This is a genomic window from Candidatus Pantoea bituminis (genome assembly GCF_018842675.1).
GTDB lineage: Bacteria > Pseudomonadota > Gammaproteobacteria > Enterobacterales > Enterobacteriaceae > Pantoea > Pantoea phytostimulans.
In genome coordinates this window covers 1777163-1795314 of sequence record NZ_JAGTWO010000004.1, presented here as the reverse complement: position 1 = coordinate 1795314, position 18152 = coordinate 1777163, and the positions used below count along the sequence as shown (strand labels likewise).

Annotated in this window: 19 protein-coding genes and 4 pseudogenes; 12 read left to right on the top strand and 11 right to left on the bottom strand. The window is 49.9% G+C overall.

Going from position 1 to position 18152, the window contains the following annotated elements:
- Nucleotides 1–10: 10 nt before the first annotated feature.
- Nucleotides 11–676 carry a phage shock protein PspA gene (pspA, locus tag KQP84_RS12205; RefSeq protein WP_215846738.1) on the bottom strand — a complete coding sequence of 222 codons (666 nt, stop codon included), beginning with the start codon at nt 674–676 and terminating at the stop codon, nt 11–13.
- Between the two features lie 164 nt (nt 677–840).
- On the opposite strand from pspA, the gene pspF reads away from it, so the two are divergent.
- The 8 genes and pseudogenes from pspF to KQP84_RS12165 all read left to right on the top strand — a co-directional run bounded on the left by pspF (nt 841) and on the right by KQP84_RS12165 (nt 10083).
- The gene (gene pspF, locus KQP84_RS12200; protein ID WP_215846737.1) at nt 841–1845 is read left to right on the top strand and encodes a phage shock protein operon transcriptional activator; all 1005 of its coding nucleotides are present in this window, start codon (nt 841–843) and stop codon (nt 1843–1845) included.
- Nucleotides 1846–2431: 586 nt separating this feature from the next.
- Nucleotides 2432–4052 (top strand): annotated as a pseudogene (gene sapA / locus KQP84_RS12195) (ABC transporter substrate-binding protein SapA).
- Nucleotides 4053–5018, top strand: coding sequence for a putrescine export ABC transporter permease SapB (gene sapB, locus KQP84_RS12190; RefSeq protein ID WP_215846736.1), 966 nt, complete (start codon nt 4053–4055; stop codon nt 5016–5018).
- A pseudogene (sapC, locus tag KQP84_RS12185) lies at nt 5005–5894 on the top strand (putrescine export ABC transporter permease SapC). Before sapB ends, sapC begins: the two are co-directional and overlap by 14 nt.
- On the top strand, nt 5894–6889 hold the full coding sequence (sapD, locus tag KQP84_RS12180; RefSeq protein WP_215846735.1) for a putrescine export ABC transporter ATP-binding protein SapD: 996 nt from the start codon (nt 5894–5896) through the stop codon (nt 6887–6889). The pseudogene sapC and the gene sapD overlap by 1 nt, the downstream one beginning before the upstream one ends.
- Nucleotide 6890: 1 nt before the next feature.
- Nucleotides 6891–7692 (top strand): annotated as a pseudogene (sapF, locus tag KQP84_RS12175) (putrescine export ABC transporter ATP-binding protein SapF).
- Between the two features lie 142 nt (nt 7693–7834).
- Nucleotides 7835–8623, top strand: coding sequence for an enoyl-ACP reductase FabI (fabI, locus tag KQP84_RS12170; protein WP_215846734.1), 789 nt, complete (start codon nt 7835–7837; stop codon nt 8621–8623).
- A gap of 341 nt (nt 8624–8964) precedes the next feature.
- Nucleotides 8965–10083 carry a CMD domain-containing protein gene (locus KQP84_RS12165; RefSeq protein WP_215846733.1) on the top strand — a complete coding sequence of 373 codons (1119 nt, stop codon included), beginning with the start codon at nt 8965–8967 and terminating at the stop codon, nt 10081–10083.
- Here KQP84_RS12165 and KQP84_RS12160 read toward each other — a convergent pair.
- Entirely contained in the window at nt 10080–10976 is an 897-nt protein-coding gene (locus KQP84_RS12160) for a LysR family transcriptional regulator (protein ID WP_215848275.1), read from the bottom strand. The genes KQP84_RS12165 and KQP84_RS12160 overlap by 4 nt on opposite strands.
- 408 nt (nt 10977–11384) lie before the next feature.
- Here KQP84_RS12160 and KQP84_RS12155 point away from each other — a divergent pair, with 408 nt between their 5' ends.
- Nucleotides 11385–11723 (top strand): hypothetical protein, encoded by a 339-nt coding sequence (locus tag KQP84_RS12155; protein ID WP_215846732.1) that lies wholly within the window; start codon nt 11385–11387, stop codon nt 11721–11723.
- A gap of 69 nt (nt 11724–11792) precedes the next feature.
- Here the strand turns inward: KQP84_RS12155 and KQP84_RS12150 are convergent, their stop codons facing one another.
- Both KQP84_RS12150 and KQP84_RS12145 read right to left on the bottom strand, forming a co-directional pair.
- Nucleotides 11793–12209 (bottom strand): cell envelope integrity TolA C-terminal domain-containing protein, encoded by a 417-nt coding sequence (locus tag KQP84_RS12150; protein ID WP_252515267.1) that lies wholly within the window; start codon nt 12207–12209, stop codon nt 11793–11795.
- A gap of 145 nt (nt 12210–12354) precedes the next feature.
- On the bottom strand, nt 12355–12606 hold the full coding sequence (locus tag KQP84_RS12145; protein WP_215846731.1) for a bacteriocin immunity protein: 252 nt from the start codon (nt 12604–12606) through the stop codon (nt 12355–12357).
- 316 nt (nt 12607–12922) lie between these two features.
- On the opposite strand from KQP84_RS12145, the gene KQP84_RS12140 reads away from it, so the two are divergent.
- Nucleotides 12923–13258: a hypothetical protein gene (locus KQP84_RS12140; RefSeq protein WP_215846730.1), complete on the top strand. Its 336-nt coding sequence runs from the start codon at nt 12923–12925 to the stop codon at nt 13256–13258.
- Between the two features lie 69 nt (nt 13259–13327).
- Here the strand turns inward: KQP84_RS12140 and KQP84_RS12135 are convergent, their stop codons facing one another.
- From KQP84_RS12135 to KQP84_RS12110, 6 genes and pseudogenes are all read right to left on the bottom strand, one after another.
- Nucleotides 13328–13546, bottom strand: coding sequence for a hypothetical protein (locus KQP84_RS12135; protein WP_215846729.1), 219 nt, complete (start codon nt 13544–13546; stop codon nt 13328–13330).
- Nucleotides 13547–13701: 155 nt separating this feature from the next.
- Nucleotides 13702–14064, bottom strand: coding sequence for a hypothetical protein (locus KQP84_RS12130; protein WP_215846728.1), 363 nt, complete (start codon nt 14062–14064; stop codon nt 13702–13704).
- A gap of 113 nt (nt 14065–14177) precedes the next feature.
- Nucleotides 14178–14630 carry a lysis protein gene (locus tag KQP84_RS12125; protein WP_215846727.1) on the bottom strand — a complete coding sequence of 151 codons (453 nt, stop codon included), beginning with the start codon at nt 14628–14630 and terminating at the stop codon, nt 14178–14180.
- Nucleotides 14611–15125, bottom strand: a pseudogene (locus KQP84_RS12120) (lysozyme). Before KQP84_RS12120 ends, KQP84_RS12125 begins: the two are co-directional and overlap by 20 nt.
- A 3-nt stretch (nt 15126–15128) precedes the next feature.
- Nucleotides 15129–15350 carry a phage holin family protein gene (locus tag KQP84_RS12115; protein WP_215846726.1) on the bottom strand — a complete coding sequence of 74 codons (222 nt, stop codon included), beginning with the start codon at nt 15348–15350 and terminating at the stop codon, nt 15129–15131.
- Between the two features lie 162 nt (nt 15351–15512).
- Complete coding sequence (locus tag KQP84_RS12110) at nt 15513–15920, bottom strand: lipoprotein (RefSeq protein ID WP_215846725.1); 408 nt, start codon at nt 15918–15920, stop codon at nt 15513–15515.
- A 292-nt stretch (nt 15921–16212) separates the two neighbouring features.
- Between KQP84_RS12110 and KQP84_RS26195 the strand changes: the two genes are divergently transcribed.
- A complete protein-coding gene (locus KQP84_RS26195; RefSeq protein WP_215848273.1) occupies nt 16213–16272 on the top strand; it encodes a type I toxin-antitoxin system Ibs family toxin in 60 nt (19 codons plus the stop codon).
- A gap of 61 nt (nt 16273–16333) precedes the next feature.
- Nucleotides 16334–16519, top strand: coding sequence for a ribbon-helix-helix domain-containing protein (locus KQP84_RS12100; RefSeq protein WP_215846724.1), 186 nt, complete (start codon nt 16334–16336; stop codon nt 16517–16519).
- A 278-nt stretch (nt 16520–16797) separates the two neighbouring features.
- Here the strand turns inward: KQP84_RS12100 and KQP84_RS12095 are convergent, their stop codons facing one another.
- Complete coding sequence (locus KQP84_RS12095; protein WP_309140176.1) at nt 16798–18129, bottom strand: MFS transporter; 1332 nt, start codon at nt 18127–18129, stop codon at nt 16798–16800.
- Nucleotides 18130–18152 lie beyond the last annotated feature (23 nt).

Genomic DNA, 18152 nt, shown 5'->3' with positions numbered 1-18152 from the left:
TTATGTGAATTTATTCGCTGCGGTTCATTTTGGCTTTCAGCGCATTCAGCTGCTGGCTAATTTCGTCATCCGCTTTGAGGTCAGTAAATTCCTGATCCAGCGTTTTAGGCTTACCAAAACCGTAGCTTTCCGCTTCAGATTCCATGTGATCGATGCGGCGCTCAAAAGATTCAAAGCGCGCCATTGCTTCATCGATTTTTCCACTGTCGAGCTGACGACGGACATCACGTGAAGAAGAAGCTGCCTGATGACGCAGCGTCAATGCCTGCTGACGAACCCGCGTTTCGCTGAGTTTTTTCTCCAGTTCGCCGATTTCGCCTTTCATACGCTCCAGCGTTTCTTCAACCAGGCTGATTTCCTGCGTTAAGGTGGCAATCAAATCGGTAAGCTTCTGTTTTTCGATTAACGCAGAACGGGCCAAATCATCTTTATCTTTACGCAGCGCCAGCTCAGCTTTTTCCTGCCATTCAGACTGCTGGATTTCAGCCTGCTCAATACGACGGCTCAGCTGTTTCTTTTCAGCCAGCGAGCGCGCTGAAGTTGAGCGAACTTCAACTAACGTGTCTTCCATTTCCTGAATCATCAGGCGTACCAGTTTCTGCGGATCTTCTGCACGCTCCAGCAGCGAGTTGATGTTAGCGTTTACGATATCGGCGAAACGAGAAAAAATACCCATAATGATGTTCCTCTTTAAAAGTCATATGTGCGTCATGCGCTGATTATCTAATTCAAGATGCGTGCCAGTTTTTATCATCCTGATATTGCTGACTTTTAAAAAATCACTACACTTAAACCCTACTTCGTTGTAGTCAATTTGATTAACGGATGGCGAATTTCATCATGTCAGAGCAAAGAGATAATCTGTTGGGCGAATCCAACAACTTTTTGGAGGTGCTTGAGCAAGTGTCAAAGCTGGCACCGCTGGAAAAGCCGGTGTTGGTCATCGGCGAACGCGGGACGGGCAAAGAGTTGATCGCCAGCCGCTTACACTATCTTTCCGATCGCTGGCAAGGTCCGTTTATTTCTTTGAACTGCGCTGCGCTTAATGAAAATTTGCTCGACTCTGAACTGTTTGGTCATGAAGCGGGCGCCTTTACCGGCGCGCAAAAACGTCATTTTGGCCGCTTTGAGCGCGCTGATGGCGGCACACTTTTTCTGGATGAATTAGGCGCAGCGCCGATGTTAGTGCAGGAAAAGCTGTTGCGCGTCATTGAATATGGGCAACTGGAGCGCGTAGGCGGCAATCAGTCTTTGCAGGTCAATGTGCGGCTGGTATGCGCGACCAACGAAGACTTGCCGGTGATGGCGGCGGAAGGAAAATTTCGCGCCGATCTGCTCGATCGTTTGGCCTTTGATGTGGTGCAGCTACCGCCACTGCGTGAACGGCGCAGCGATATATTGGTCATGGCAGAACATTTCGCTATACAGATGTGTCGGGAACTGGGCTTACCGCTGTTTCCGGGTTTCACCTATGAAGCGCGCAAAACCTTGTTGGATCATAGCTGGCCGGGAAACGTGCGCGAACTCAAGAATGTGGTTGAACGCTCGGTTTATCGTCATAACAGCAGTGAAGAGATGCTGGAAAAGATCATCATCAATCCGTTTGCGTCACGTGGCGAGCCTAATAAAGTGGCTGACATCAAAACGGATTTCGCCGACCTTCCTGCTTTACCGGTTGATTTGCGCCAATGGCAGAATCAGCAGGAACGTGAGTTAGTCGAAGCTGGTTTACTGCAAGCGAAATATAATCAGCGCCGCGCAGCAAGCTTGTTGGGTGTCACTTACCACCAGCTTCGCGCCATGATGAAAAAACACGGTATTCAGGCAAGGGACGATGTGAGTTAACGCGCAGCCAACGCCGCATCCGCCCTTACAATCACATGTGAACGCGCACCGGTTTTTTCTAAATAGTTTGCGCCGAGGCAAGGCGGCAAGCGAGTTTCAATCATGTATGAGTGCGCACCGTTTTTTTAAATAGTTTGTGCTGAGGCAAGGCGGCAAGCGAGAGCGTCCCTGGGAGCTTACTCAGGTAAGTGACTAGGGCAAACGAGTGCAGCCAACGCCGCATCAATGCAAAATATGACGAAAAATCAGGTAAGTGACCAGGGCAAATGAGTGTAGCCAACGCCGCATCAGTGCAAAATATGACGAAAAAAGAAAAAGGCCCGCACAAGGCGGGCTAAATACTGGAAGCAATGTGAGCAATGTCGTGCTCTTCTTCGGTAGAGCCACCGTCGAAGCGCAGATGAATAATAATCATTCCTATTATCATCTGTAAAGCTCTAATTGAGAATTTTTCTCATTTCCACACTAAGACTGTGATTACTTTTTGCGCCACAGCGAATAATAATCGACCTGCCAGCGCCACAGATTTTGGACAAAGGCTGCTTTGCTATACACTCAGCGTAATGCCTCAAAATCGTTGAGTTCTATGTCCAAACTAATCTTTTCGCTGTTGCTCAGCCTCAGTGTATTGAGTGCGCCTGCGTGGTCTGCACCTGCGGGCGACATTCGCCAGAGCGGCTTTGTTTATTGCGTTAACGGCACGCTGAGCACGTTTAATCCACAAATGGCCAGCAGCGGCTTAGCGGTTGATACGCTGGCTGCCCAGCTCTATGACCGTCTTCTGGACGTCGACCCTTACACGTATCGGCTGAAACCTGATCTGGCCGCAAGCTGGGAAGTGCGAGATAACGGTGCGACCTACCGTTTTCACTTGCGCTCGGGCGTGCATTTCCAGCAGACCAACTGGTTCAAACCCACTCGGACACTTAATGCTGATGATGTGGTGTTCAGTTTTGCTCGCATGTTTGATCGCAAACATCCCTGGCATAACGTTAACGGCGGCAGTTATCCCTATTTCGACAGCCTGCAATTTGCCGATTCAGTGCAAAGCGTGAAAAAATCGATAACAACACCGTTGAGATGCGGCTCAATAGTCCGGATGCTTCGTTTCTTTGGCATATGGCTACGCACTATGCGCCTGTCTTATCGAAAGAGTATGCCGATCAGCTCAGCGCTGTAGGTCGTCAGGAAGAACTGGATCGCCAGCCAGTTGGCACCGGGCCGTTCCAGCTCAGCGAGTACCGTACAGGTCAATATATTCGTCTGGCACGCAACCCGAAGTACTGGAGAGGCGTGCCGCGTCTGCAACAGGCGGTGATCGATCTCGGTGCTGGCGGCACAGGACGCTTATCTAAGCTGCTGACCGGCGAATGCGACGTACTCGCCTACCCCGCCGCCAGCCAGCTCAGTATTTTACGCGACGATCCACGTCTGCGCATGACATTGCGTCCCGGTATGAACATTGCCTATTTGGCGTTTAATACGCGTAAAGCGCCGTTAGATCGCCCTGAAGTGCGTCATGCGCTGGCATTGGCGATTAACAATGAACGTCTGATGGAGTCGATTTATTACGGCACAGCCGAAACCGCCGCGTCGATTTTGCCGCGCGCATCCTGGGCTTATGACAACAATGCGCGCGTGACGGAATATAACCCCAAAAATCACGCGCAGCATTGGAAGCGCTGGGTGTTACAGATTTGCATCTGCGTTTAGTGGTGCCGTCGTCATCACAATCCTGGAATCCCAGCCCGTTAAAAACTGCTGAGCTGTTACAGGCGGATTTAGCGCAAGTTGGCGTTAGCGTCACTATCGTGCCGGTTGAGGGAAGGTTCCAGGAAGCCCAGCTTATGTCAATGAATAATGACTTAACCCTGGCGGGATGGGCTACCGACAGCAACGATCCTGACAGTTTTTTCCGCCCACTATTAAGCTGTGCCGCCATTCGTTCGCAAACTAATTACGCGCACTGGTGTTTGCCAGCCTTCGATGAAACGTTGCAAGACGCGCTGTTGACGCAACAGCTGGCGGGAAGAATTGATAACTACGATCGTGTTCAGCAGATGCTGGCGCAGGAGCTACCAGTGCTGCCGCTGGCGTCGTCGCTGCGTTTGCAGGCGTATCGCCACGATATTAAAGGATTGGTGTTGAGCCCGTTTGGCAACGCCTCGTTTGCCGGTGTCTATCGTGATGAGCGAGAGGAGCCTTAAGTGATTATCTATATTCTGCGTCGCCTGCTGCTGCTGGTGATCACGCTGTTTCTTCTGTCACTGGTGAGCTTTAGTTTGAGCTATTTTACGCCGAATGCGCCGCTGGAAGGCGCATCGCTGATGGATGCCTGGTGGTTTTGGTTCAAAGGCATGTTGCAACTCGACTTTGGTCTTTCCAGTACCAACGGCCAAGAGATCGGATTACAGCTGCGTGAAGTCTTCCCCGCGACGATGGAGCTGTGCATTCTGGCGTTTATCTTGGCGTTGCTGCTGGGTATTCCGCTGGGTATCTGCGCGGGTGTGATGCGTAACCGCTGGCAAGACAAAATCATCAGTGCGCTGGCGCTGCTCGGCTTTTCCATGCCCGTGTTCTGGCTGGCGCTGCTGTTAACGCTGTTTTTCTCGTTAACGCTGGGCTGGCTGCCGGTTTCGGGCCGTTACGATCTGCTCTATCCGGTGCAAAACGTCAGCGGCTTTGCCCTGATTGATGCCTGGATAAGCCCATCGCCGTGGCGCCATGAGATGTTGATCAGCGTGCTGCATCACATGATTTTGCCCGTTACAGTGCTGGCGATTGTGCCCACCACCGAAGTGATTCGTCTGCTGCGTACCAGCACCAGTGAAGTGATGGACAAGAACTATGTCAAAGCGGCCGCTACCCGCGGTTTATCGCGCTTAACCGTGATTCGTCGCCACGTCCTGCATAACGCTTTGCCGCCGGTGATTCCGCGTCTTGGTCTGCAGTTTTCCACCATGCTCACGCTGGCGATGATCACCGAAATGGTATTCAACTGGCCAGGCTTGGGCCGCTGGCTAATCAACGCCATTCGCCAGCAAGATTACGCAGCCATCTCCGCAGGTGTCATGGTAATTGGTGGCTTAGTCATTTTGATTAATGTGATCTCTGATGTAGTGGGTGCGGCGATGAATCCGTTAAAACATAAGGAGTGGTATGCCCTCAGATAATATCTACGCTGAGAAGCGACTGCCCAGCGCATTTCGTCAGAGCTGGCACCACTTTTATAGCGATACACCCGCCATGATTGGCTTGTACGGCTTTGGTGCCGTGCTGCTGCTGTGTTTGTTTGGCGGCTTGCTGGCGCCTTACGGCATCGATCAGCAGTTTCTCGGTTATCAACTCTTGCCGCCTTCATGGTCACGTTACGGCGATGTCTCTTTTTCTTGGGCACTGATGACTTAGGTCGTGATGTATTAAGTCGCTTGCTGAGCGGTGTTGCCCCTACAGTGGGCTCCGCCATTCTCGTTACGCTGTTTGCCGCCTTCTGGGCGCTGGTGCTGGGTGTATTAGCGGGAATGACGCATGGCGTGCGATCGGCCGTGATGAATCATGTGTTGGATACCTTGCTGTCGATTCCTTCGCTGCTGTTGGCGATTATCGTGGTCGCGTTTCTTGGGCCGCGCCTGGAACACGCCATGCTCGCCGTGTGGCTGGCGCTGATGCCACGACTGGTGCGCGCCATTTACAGCGCGGTACACGATGAACTGGAGAAAGAATATGTGGTGGCAGCGCGGCTTGATGGTGCCACCAGCCGCAATATTTTGCGCTATGCGATCTTGCCGAACGTGTTGCCCATGTTGATCAGCGAGATCACGCGCGCGTTATCTATGGCGATACTGGATATTGCAGCATTGGGATTTCTCGATCTGGGCGCGCAGCTGCCTTCGCCTGAATGGGGCGCCATGCTGGGTGATTCGCTGGAGCTGATTTATGTGGCACCCTGGACGGTGATGTTACCCGGCGCGGCGCTGATGGTCAGCATACTGATTATTAACCTGCTCGGTGATGGCATGCGTCGTGCTGTCGAAGCGGGAGTGGAATAATGCCGTTACTTGATATTCGTAATTTGACGATTGAATTTATGACTGCTGACGGCCCGGTAAAAGCCGTTGATCGTATTAATTTGACGTTGACCGAAGGGGAAATTCGCGGCCTGGTTGGCGAATCGGGCTCGGGCAAAAGTTTGGTTGCCAAAGCCATTTGCGGCGTAACCAAGGACAACTGGCGCGTGACAGCAGACCGCATGGTATTTGACGATATCGATTTGCTGCGCCTGTCGCCGCGCGAACGTCGTCGCATTATTGGTCACAACGTTTCAATGATATTTCAGGAACCGCAAGCCTGTCTTGATCCATCGGAAAGTGTTGGTCGCCAGTTGATGCAGGCGATTCCGCGCTGGACCTATAAAGGACGTTGGTATCGGCGCTTTTGGTTCTGGCGCAAAACGCGTGCTATTGAATTATTGCATCGCGTCGGCATTAAAGATCACAAAGACATTATGCGCAGCTTCCCCTATGAGCTGACCGATGGCGAATGCCAAAAAGTGATGATTGCGATCGCGCTGGCGAACCAGCCACGCCTGCTGATTGCCGATGAACCCACGAATGCGATGGAGCCGACTACACAGGCGCAAATTTTCCGTCTGCTGAGCCGCCTGAATCAAAATAACAACACCACCATTTTGCTGATCAGTCATGATTTGCGCACCATGAGCCATTGGGCCAATCGTATTAACGTCATGTATTGTGGGCAAACCGTGGAAACGGCGCAAAGTGAAGATTTAATGTCTGTACCGCACCATCCTTACACGCAAGCGTTGATCCGCGCGATGCCTGATTTCGGCCGTTCACTGCCGCATAAAAGTCGTCTGAATACGCTCTCCGGTGCGATCCCATCGTTAGAAAGCTTACCGATTGGCTGCCGTCTGGGACCACGTTGTCCTTACGCGCAACGCAAATGTGTAGAAACACCGCGCCTGACCGGCACTAAATCGCATCTTTATGCCTGTCACTTCCCGTTGAACATGGAGGGCCAATAGCATGGAAACGCTGCTGGAAGTGCGCAACCTCAGCAAAACATTTCGCTATCGCACCGGGTTGTTTCGCCGTCAACACGTTGAGGCGGTTAAATCGGTGAGTTTCACGCTGCGTGAAAAACAGACGCTGGCGATTATCGGTGAAAACGGCTCGGGAAAATCGACCTTAGCGAAGATGCTGAGCGGCATGATCCCGCCGAGCGAAGGCGAAATCCTGATTGACGATCACGCCCTGGAATATGGCGATTATGGCTATCGCAGCCAGCGCATTCGCATGATCTTTCAAGACCCTCGAATTCGCTTAACCCGCGCCAGCGTGTTAGCCAAATCCTTGATTTCCCTTGCGGCTTAATACCGAACTTGATGCTGAAGCGCGAGAAAAGCGCATTATTGCCACGTTACGTCAGGTGGGTTTGCTGCGTGACCATGCCGGTTATTACCCACACATGCTGGCACCAGGGCAAAAGCAGCGTCTGGGTCTGGCTCGAGCGTTAATTCTTCAACCCAAAGTAATTGTTGCGGATGAAGCGCTGGCTTCACTGGATATGACAATGCGTTCGCAGCTGGTGAATCTGATGCTGGAACTGCAGGACAAACACGGTATCGCCTATATTTATGTCACCCAGCATCTCGGTATGATGAAACACATCAGCGATCAGGTTCTGGTTATGCATCAAGGTGAAGTGGTTGAGCGTGGTGGCACCGCCGATGTGCTGGCGTCTCCCCTGCATGACCTGACCAAGCGACTCATTGCCAGCCATTTCGGTGAAGCACTGACCGCCGAAGCCTGGCGCCGCGAGCACTGATTTTTGCTGCCTGTCGCGGAAATAACGGGTCGATTTACCCGATCACAAAGAGACGTGCTAGAATCCGCACGTCGATTAACGTCGGTCGCCTACTTTTTAATCAATGCGACCGCCAACAACAATGACCATAAGGATTACAGCTATGGGTTTTCTTTCCGGTAAGCGCATTCTGATTACTGGCGTTGCCAGTAAACTTTCCATCGCCTACGGTATTGCACAGGCGATGCACAAACAGGGCGCAGAACTGGCTTTCACCTACCAAAACGACAAATTGAAAAGTCGTGTGGAAGAGTTTGCTAAAGATTTGGGTTCCGACATCGTTCTGCCGTGCGACGTTGCAGAAGACGAGAGCATCAAATCACTGTTCACTGAACTGGCAAAAACCTGGCCGAAATTTGACGGTTTCGTTCACTCCATTGGTTTTGCCCCAGGCGACCAGTTGGTGGGTGATTATGTGAATGCCGTAACCCGTGAAGGTTTCAGCATTGCTCACGACATCAGCGCGTATAGCTTCGTTGCGATGGCGAAAGAGTGCCGCGAGATGCTGAACCCTAGCTCAGCGCTGCTGACGCTTTCTTACCTGGGTGCTGAGCGCGCTATCCCGAACTACAACGTGATGGGTCTGGCGAAAGCTTCTCTGGAAGCCAACGTGCGCTACATGGCGAACGCGATGGGTCCAGAAGGCGTACGTGTGAATGCCGTTTCTGCGGGTCCAATTCGTACCCTGGCAGCTTCAGGTATCAAAGACTTCCGTAAAATGCTGGCACACTGCGAAGCGGTAACCCCGATTCGTCGTACCGTAACCATTGAAGATGTCGGCAACTCAGCAGCTTTCCTGTGCTCTGACCTGGCTGGCGGCATCACCGGCGAAATCGTTCACGTTGACGGCGGCTTCAGCATTGCTGCCATGAACGAGCTGGAACTGAAGTAAGTTCTGCAATAAATCGTGAAATCAGTTTTAAGGGCGAGTCTGACTCGCCCTTTTCTTTTGCATCATTTATACCCCCAATCATCCGCGTTGCAGAAAGGCAGCAAGCTTATCAGCTCCGGGAACTTACTTTGATAAGACTGGGGCGAAGAAGCCCGCCCAACCTATCTGCAGTTTGAATGATGTCGGGCTAGTCGTCGTTATATTCAATCGCTATTAATTATCACCGAACAATCTTTTGCCCTGGCTTGCCCTTCGGCGACGATAAGTCAGCCCTTCGTCGCCGCGCTGTTTTCAGATTATTGCTCAGCTGCGACGAACCTGAATTTGCAAAAGGATTAACCATGGAACATCGCCGCTACCCTGGCCATAACCACTGGTTTTACGAGAGCCAGACCAGCCCGCGTAACTCACAAGCGGCACCGCTGGTTCCCGAAGCTGCCCACATTGACGATCGCTTCCTGCTCGGTTTGCAGCAAGAGACATCTGCGCTGCAGTCGCTGCTGCTTGATAATCAGCCTTCACTGTTGGCAGCACGCGATCTTAGCCAGCTACTTTTTCCTGACAGCTCAGCGCCGACGTTGACGCACACGCTGACCTTGTATGATCGACTCAGCACCGCGCTGACCGTGGCGCAGGTAACGGGCGTACAGCGTTTGTGCAATCACTATTCAGCTCGCCTGAATCCGTTGCCGGGGCCTGATTCATCACGTGAAAGTAATAATCGGCTAACTCAGATCACACAATATGCACGCCAGTTAGCCATGCAGCCTGAGGTTATTAACGCAGCGTCTATTACCGCGCTGGATGCGGTGGGATTAACCGAGCCTGATATTGTTACGTTGAATCAGCTGATCGGTTTTGTCTGTTATCAGGCGCGAGTGGTAGCGGGAATACATGCGCTGCAGGGCTTGCCGGTACGTTGGTTGCCGGGTATCACGCCACCGCCTGACGCAGATAGCAGAGGCTTTGGCCAGCCGCCGTCCTGGCAGCCCACACTTAAGCCTCTTGAATTGCGCTACGCCAGTGCCGAGCAGCTGGCAGCCATCACTTTCTGTCAGCCCATTACAGAACTTACCGATGCGGTGTGGGTGTTAGCGCACGATCCGGCGGCGCTGTATGGCTGGGCAACGTTGAATCAGCGACTAGAACCCAATCCATCAACCCGTTTGGCGCAAGCCGCCAGTGCACGTATTCTCGGTAGCCGCTGGGCGTTTCAACACAATTTCCCAGATGACGCGTTGATTGCATCAGTGGATGAGGCTGAGCTAAGTGAAGAACAGCAGCAGATCGTTACGCTGGCGGCGCAGCTCACCCGCACGCCAGAACGCTTTAGTGCAGCACAATTGCAGCCATTACTCAGTCGTGAATGGGAGCAACCCGCGTTGTTTAATTTAATTCAGGCGGTTGCGCTGAGTAACTGGAACAGTCGGCTCTACTTCGCACTGGGCGAGGCGCGTTAAGCCGTAACATATCCACGCGCTTCATCAAAGAAATGCTGAGCCAGCGGCGTTGCGCGCCCTGGCTCCGCAATCACTAATGCCGCCTCTCGCGGCATTTTTGTTACATTAATTGGACGCTGGGCTAAACCGTGCAGCGATTCCGGCAGTAAATGCCCTATCGGCGAGACCAATACACCCAAACCCACTTGCGTACACTGCAACAACTGCATAATCGATGCGCTTTCAACAATCACGCGCGGAGTAAATGTAGCTTCTCGGAACGCCATATCCAGATAGCGACGGAAGTAACGCGTCGGCTCGGCCAGACAGAGCGGCTGTTGCGCCAGGGTTTGCAAAGTGAGCGTTTCATGCTGCAGCAGATCAGGAAAATGTTCGGGATGAAAAACGGCCTCAACACCACGATCAGCGAGCATGGCGGTTTGGAAATGCAGCTCCCGCAGCGTTGCCATTTCAAAAAAACCAATGCCGACATCAACGGTATGGCTGTTTAATGCCTCCAACAGCTGATCGGCGCTGAGCACCGCGATACGGTAATCCAGCTGCGGGTAGCGCGCTTTAACGGCCTTGAGGAGTTGCGGTAGCGCGACGCTGCATTGCGGCACTACGCCCACACGCAAGGTACCGTTAACGCCGTGCTTAAGGGATTCAACTTCCAGCTTCAAGCCTTGATAAACTGAGACAATTTCTCGCGCCCAGGCTAAAACGCGATCGCCTTCAGGCGTAAAACCAGCAAAGTTGTTGCTGCGGTTAATCAACGACAATCCTAGTTCACGCTCAAGATTTTTGAGCCGCATCGATAAGGTCGGTTGAGTAACGAAACTGGCTTCGGCGGCGCGCCCAAAATGACGTTCGCGCTCTAGATTGCAGAGATAAATAAGTTGCTTGATATCGATTTTCTTTACCTATCAATAACTTAGGGTGAGTAAATTTCGTAAATAAAATAATTATGTACTACTGTGTGTACTAAACAAAAATTCACCCCGTCGATAAGCGACTTTTTGTTACCAGTGAATGTTCTTAGACAACCCGTGTATTGTCAAACTATACCGGCCTACGGTCCTCATGCATGCAAAGCACCTCATATGTCACCTTGCCCACAATCGTGACATCTTCCAGTGACTCTCCTTCTATCGCCTCACCCTCTTCTGTGATGATGGCCTGATACATGAATCTCCCGATCGCCGCTTCACCCAAAAAGTTATACGCGACCTTGTCACCTATTTTTACCGGTAGCGCCCGGTCAACCTTGTTTGTCGGTGAGAGCCATTTAAACTCTCTTAGAAAAAGAAATAAGATTAATTATGAGTAAGAGCCAAGAGTTGGATTGGTGCTTAAATAAAGATGATTCGCTTTATTTTTATCCTCTTTGTATTGAGGTTCAGGGCAACTATAAAATTTGGTGTGACTTGAGCGGATCATATGAATTAACTCTTTCAGATGTTACTTACAAAGACAAAGTAATGGTCATGCTTGAATACAAAGATGAGGATGATGATAGACCTGCATCAATTGCTTTCATTGAGACGGACAACAGCATTGAATCTATGCTTGCTTTTATCAAAAATACTGATTCTGCATTTCATGAGCCATTACACATAACGATCCATGAATGGGCGTTGCAATGCTTTTACCGCTCGTAACCATTGCCCACCGATTGATGAGATTTCTGGTGGCAATAAAAAACCGCCCGGAGGCGGTATATTCTTGCATCAAGGCGCAAAACGCATGGGTATCTCATCTTTCAGATATGCTGGTCGCATAGGAAAGGTATTTGATTCTATAGCCTGATTTGTAGCCTCAATTGCTGCCACACACAGGTCTGGGTCTCCACCTTTAGATGTAATGCTTACCGGCGGTTTCCCCAACGGCTGCATGATTACTAAATCACAGGTCTTTCCTTGATACTTATCAGCATCGAAAAATCGGTATTGGATTGCTGTTACCACTTGGCAAAGCCATAAATTGGTGTCTCGGCTTGCAGCTTGTGCTGGTATCTGAGATTCACACTGACTTTGTATTTCTGACGCTGTTGGAAATTTGAATGGCCTATTTAGATGTCTGCCGTTATTAGATTGGCAGCCAACTAACAATAAGGCGGCTATCAGGTATAGTGATTTTTTCATCATGGCTTCCATGCAGGTTTTTTAAAACTTATACCACTCTGGACACATAACGAAAACTACGATCTAGATTGAGTAAACCATCATCAGGCGCACTCGCAAATGCGTCTTGTGATGCCCACAAAAAAGCCCCGTAAGGAGGCTTTATGATTTATGACTTAAAGCCACTCTTACCATTAGCTTTGCGCCATGATTTAACAGCGGCGACAATCTTCACAGGTGTTGCGTCCTCATCTTCGCTGTAATAAATCAGGTCAGAACCTTCAGGATGCTCACTTACTAAAATGAAATTTTCCAGAAGTTTATCCTGATAATCTTCGCCGCCCTCAGCGCTACAGATTTCACTCACAAGTTGGGTGAATTTTGCTTCCGTATACTCTTCGAAACTTGGCTTTAAATTCATTGAACACCCTCATGTTTAGGGTGATTTTAACCCAAGCTGTTCAAGAGAGCACTGAACTGAAATGCGCAGATGTCAGCAGTCACCTCTGGTAGATAATCAGAAGGGCGGCCAGTTTTAGGTTTGGTCGCCATAAATTCTTCCTGCAAATTTTAGGTAAATTATTTTCTCAAGTTCGTTAGAGCCCTGCCGTTAAAGTTAAAAATGACATTTAATGGGCAATCCAATGAACGATAAAATTGATATCCTGAGATAGCTTCCACGACAAATTCATGAATCTGGTCGAAAGCTTCCAGATCTGGGCTCGGTTGGTTCTCTAATGCGAGAATTTGAATCTGTCAGCCCTCTATCTGAGAAGGCTAAATCGACGATTGTTAAGTCCACTCAATCGACAATTGCAGATATTCACAAAAGCACGGTCGAATACACTGCTGGCATGACCGTTAAGAATGCTGAGGCTATTGCTAGTATTGGAATAGCACACGAATCCAAAGCTTCCGAAGCCATCCAAGCTATAGAGCGAATGAATGAATCTGGACTCAAGTCCCAGATGAAAGAATCTAAAAATTCTAAGAAAGGTGCTTTCGGCGCTGCATTGCTAGCCATCGGTGCAATTAGCGGCGCTTTTACCGCTATTCAAAAATTCAGGAAGTAATGCTCCCCAGTATGGCGGCATGTGTCGGTCATATTGGCTTCTATAAAAAACCGCCCGTAGGCGGTTGTGTCATTTATCCAGAGCCCTTTGAATGGCATCTGCTAAATATTCTATCTTGTCTGCCGCACCCTTCAGGCTATCTTCAACCCTATCGCTTCGTGGGTGCTCTGACGATGCGCTAACAGACGCTTTAGCAATCTCAACTGCAGCCTGCACGGCAAGAAGCCTCTTTCTGCGTTCATTCGTGTTTTCTGAGCTACTACTTACACCAAAATTACCGTCCAACATCACAACCTCCTTTTCATAAATGGAGGTCATACATTAGCTCTAAGAATATTCTTAGTGAAGCGAAATTTATGGTTCGATTTCGCAACGCTTCGCAGCGTGGCTAACCGTGTTCCATTAGCGCAGGCCTGAAGCCTACAAGTATTTAAACCTTTTTATCAGAACTTTAAGTTGTTAAAAACATCATCTGCCTTATATCTTTCTTTTTCAGATCGACTTAATGCTTCTTGCCTATCTTTTTCCATTTTTTCATGATGTTGAGTTAAAAGTTCATCAGCCATTTTACACAATTTGTTGATAACGTTGATTTGATGCTGCATTTCATCAAGGGAACATCGCACAACAATATGTCCAGGATGCCATTCTGACTTACGCTTCATCATGTCAAATAGAGATTGATATGCTTGATCGTAGAACGATCCCCATAGCGGAGACCCTGTTTCATCAAGAGTGAACCATCTCTCACCCATAGACTCGTTAGTTGATGTTTTATCTTTGTTTAATCCAGTAATTTTCATCATAGAACTCCAAAATAGAAGAGTTCATAGGTTAAGATTTATCTGATGATCAGTGAAGTTTTTCCAGCAATAAAGTTTTACTTTGAGCACATTAGGCCTTATGCAGCTAGCATGGTTCACAACTTTATGAACTCCTCTCTGACGTATTGCTGCAAACCGGCTATTTGCTTTCCGGCTGTTTCGATTCGCTCTCTGAGGGTGAAATAATCCCGTTGAGCGGCGTCAGTAAGTCGGGCACTGACTGCATCATCCATGCCGGAGGAGGCGGTGGGTTGCTTCGGGCAGGTAGCGTTGAGCTGCAACCGACGCTTGCCAGTAGCAACATCATCATGCAGCTGATCGATAGTGGCTTTAGCATCAGCTAGCTCCTTCGTGTATTTGGCATCGAGAGCAGCAACACTTTGCTGGCGGCGCTGCATATCGTTGATTGTTTCCTGTCGCGTTTCCGCCAGGTGGGATGCTGATTCGTATTTGCTGTGGTAGTAGTTAGCTACCGAAGCAAACGCCGCAATGCAAAGGCAAAGCAGGAACCACAACAGCGCACGCCAGTTATTTACCAGCCAGATCATCAACACTCTCCGCCAGGCACATGGTGCATTCCATATCGCGGCGGTTCATCAGTCCGCGCCACTTCTGCCCTCCGGCGTAAATCCAGCGGCGCAACTCTTCGCGCAGGCACCGTCAACATCACCGGTATTCAGGCGCTTCAGGAGGGTTGATTTTGAGAAGGCACCCGTTCCGACGTTATATGTGAAGCTGTAGAGCGCGGCGCGCTGATATTCGCCGAGCAGCACCTTGACCATTCCGTCTACAGCTTTCTTTACGGGTTGCAGGTCATTCCACATCAGGCGATCTCATTCGCGGTCGGTGTACTTTTTACCTTTGATGATGTCGTTACCGGTATGACCGTCACAGACAGTCCATACGTCAGCCACATCTTTGTAAGGCTCATACACACGCCCTTCTACGCCATCCTTACCGCCAAGGAATACAGTAGCGATCAACATAGAGCCGCCACCCGCTGCTGCAATCAGTTTGTTGCGCAGGCCGTTTGACATAGCCATAGGTTAATCCTCGGTGAGTTCCGGCGCGGTGGGCCAGCGTTGAAGCGCCTGAATCTGCGCGAGTGTTGCTTTACGTTTGTAATACCAGTTGATACCGAGCGTCAGTAGCGCGACAGAATACCGGCCAGAACGCCAACAGCACTCCATTCGTCGGGGGCTAAGCCTGGTCAACAGACCATTGGCAATTGTCCCGGCTGATGCCAGTTTGCTCATATCGATACTCATATACACCTCCGTGATAACGGTCGGTGCTGTTTGTAGTCAGAAGAAAAGAGCGCTCCTCCCCATCACAGCAATGAGGGTCATCCGATTTAGTTTTGGGAGGGCGCTAAAACGAAAAAGGCCCACCGAAGTGAGCCTTTAAAATTTGATTATGAGGGTTTCCCCTTATTTACTTACAACATCACCGACACATTTAACTGTGGACCAGCAATTATGGCCCCAATCTACGCTACCTGATTTGCAAACGGCGTTTACGACAGCGTCACCGCCCATGACCGCAGCTTTATATCTCATATCCTGAAGGGCTTCTGCGCCGTTAGCGACGTCAGGGCCAGAGCTGGTTGCAAAGATATTCCCGCCAATTTCAGTAACCATCATTGACGATCCACCTCTACGAGCACAACTCATACCCATGACCTCGCCCAGCATTTTCGCTTGCGGGTATGGATTATTAGAGTAGCCCTCCATGTTGGCGAACTTAATTCTTGCGTCTCGGGGCATATCTTCAATGTCATTCGAGGCGCACCCAGCGAGTACAGCCGCCGCCATCAAAACCAGTAAATACTTCTTCATTTTGATTCTCTAGGATATTTGGACGGAGAATCTTATACACCTTAGGGCCATATGGTTAATTTAATTTCCAGCTTTTTTGATTTAAAGCAAACCCAATTAACCACTGCATCAAGGTAATCTTCTTAGCCCCGATCAGCCCGCCTTAGCGAGCCTTAATAATTATTTGATATTTCGGTTAAAACACGAAGAAACATTTTGCCTATAATTATAGGTTAACCTATATGTAATCACATCAGCAAGATGCTGAAACGGGAAGGCCCCTACCGAAGCAGAGGCCAACGAGAAAAGGGTTATGATGAAATTAATCATCATCCTGAATGTTCTCTTAGTGATTAGCTCGCCAGCCTACTAAGACAGTCAGGAAGAGAGGGGGAAACCCCTCTCACCATACCCACTTAATTTAGGATTTTCATATGGCACAGTCAATATCTGACATTCAGAAAAAGAGCGATGAAAAGCGCGGCGTGAAGGTTAAAGGTATTAAGCTCCACATGAACGTTATCGAATTGCTGGAACGACTGGCAAATGAGACTGGAGAATCACAGGCGGTAGTGGTTACTAAAGCATTGCAGATGTATGCCGAAAACCTTAGTAAGTGATAAAAATTTTTTTAGCTAATGAGGGTGGATCAATGATGGCCTTAGATGAAGCAATCCAAACGATTATTGATGATAATCAGCAACTTACTTAGAAGAATTTCACTACCCCAAAGGGTGAGTACTGCGTGGTATTCAATAACAAAAACGAATAGGTATTAGTGAAACTTGTTCTTCAAAACGATTGGCTTCAAGGCTCATGCTGCTTAATCAAATCTCTGGTTTTCTGCCTGTAATGCTTCGCCAGCTCCTGCAACTCTTCCCGCGTCCACTTTTTCAACTCATGTGGGCCCATCACAGGTGGGCTGTTCGCCCTTCTGCTCCTCGACTTCATCCTCGTTGCTCCCCATCGATGCCTGAATCACCTCCTCTTCAAGCGTCGGATTTAATGCCGCACCCAACGGTGAAGTTGCCAAACTGTCTGGCAATACCACGTGCGGTAACGGTACTTCGGTGGTCGGCATCGGAATATGTTTAGCGGTGTAACTTAACAGAGCAATGGCTACCGCGCACAGCATGAAACAGAGATAAAGCATATTGCTACCGAGCGGTTGCATCAGTGCGCCAGCGATCAGCGGCCCAATACTGGCACCAATACCAAATGCCATCAGCAGGCAGGCGGTTAAAGAAACACGACGTTCAGCTGCGACCTGATCGTTAGCTAACGCAACCTGTAACGGATAGAGCGAGAATTGCATCATGCTGGCGATAAAAGAGACGCCCAACAACCAGCCAAACGTCAGGTGCGGCAGCAAGACCAGCGGCAATGCGCTAATAGCAAACAGCACGGCGATAAAGAACAGCAAGCGCTGGCGATCGTAGCGGTCAGAGAGCCAGCTCAGCGGAAATTGCGACACCAGCCCGGCAAATATCGTTAAGCTCATGAACAGGCCGGTTTGTGCGGTTGAAAAGCCTTTGCTACTGGCATACACCGGCGCTAGCCCGTAAAACGCCCCTACCGCCATGCCGGTAATCAGCGTGGTGCCCAGCAGTTTAGGAATGGTATGAATGAAATAGCCCAGCTCCATTGGCGCGGGCGACATCGCCTGTACATTGGTGCGCGTAGTCAAGGCGATCGGCACCAGACACAGCGCAAAGCAGAGTGCCACAATCAGCAAGGTGCTGACGCCAAAACCGCTTTGCAGCGTCAGTAAAACCTGCCCGCCACTTAAGCCTAAATAGGTCGCCACCATGTAAAAACCAAAAATGACGCCACGCTGCGAAGATTCAGCCTGATCGTTCAACCAACTCTCCAGCACCATGTACTGGCACATCATGCAAAGACCGATGATCAAGCGCAGAAAAACCCACAGCGGGATGAAGTCTGTCAAACCATGTCCAATCACGGAGGCGGTAATGATGCCAGCACAGGAGACGTAAGCACGGATATGGCCCACGCGGGCAATCAGGTTATGCCCAACTTTGCCGCCAATGACCAAACCGACATAGTTAGCCGCGATGATGGCACCAATCAGCGCACCATTAACCTGCTCATGCGCCAGCCGCAGCGAAACGTAGGTAGTCAGAAGGCCGGAACCTAACAGCATCAACAATGTGGTGGCATAAAGCGGAAGAAACGTGCTGAGGATTTTTTCATACGACTCCCTGTCAATACCGATGAGACATAACGCCTTAA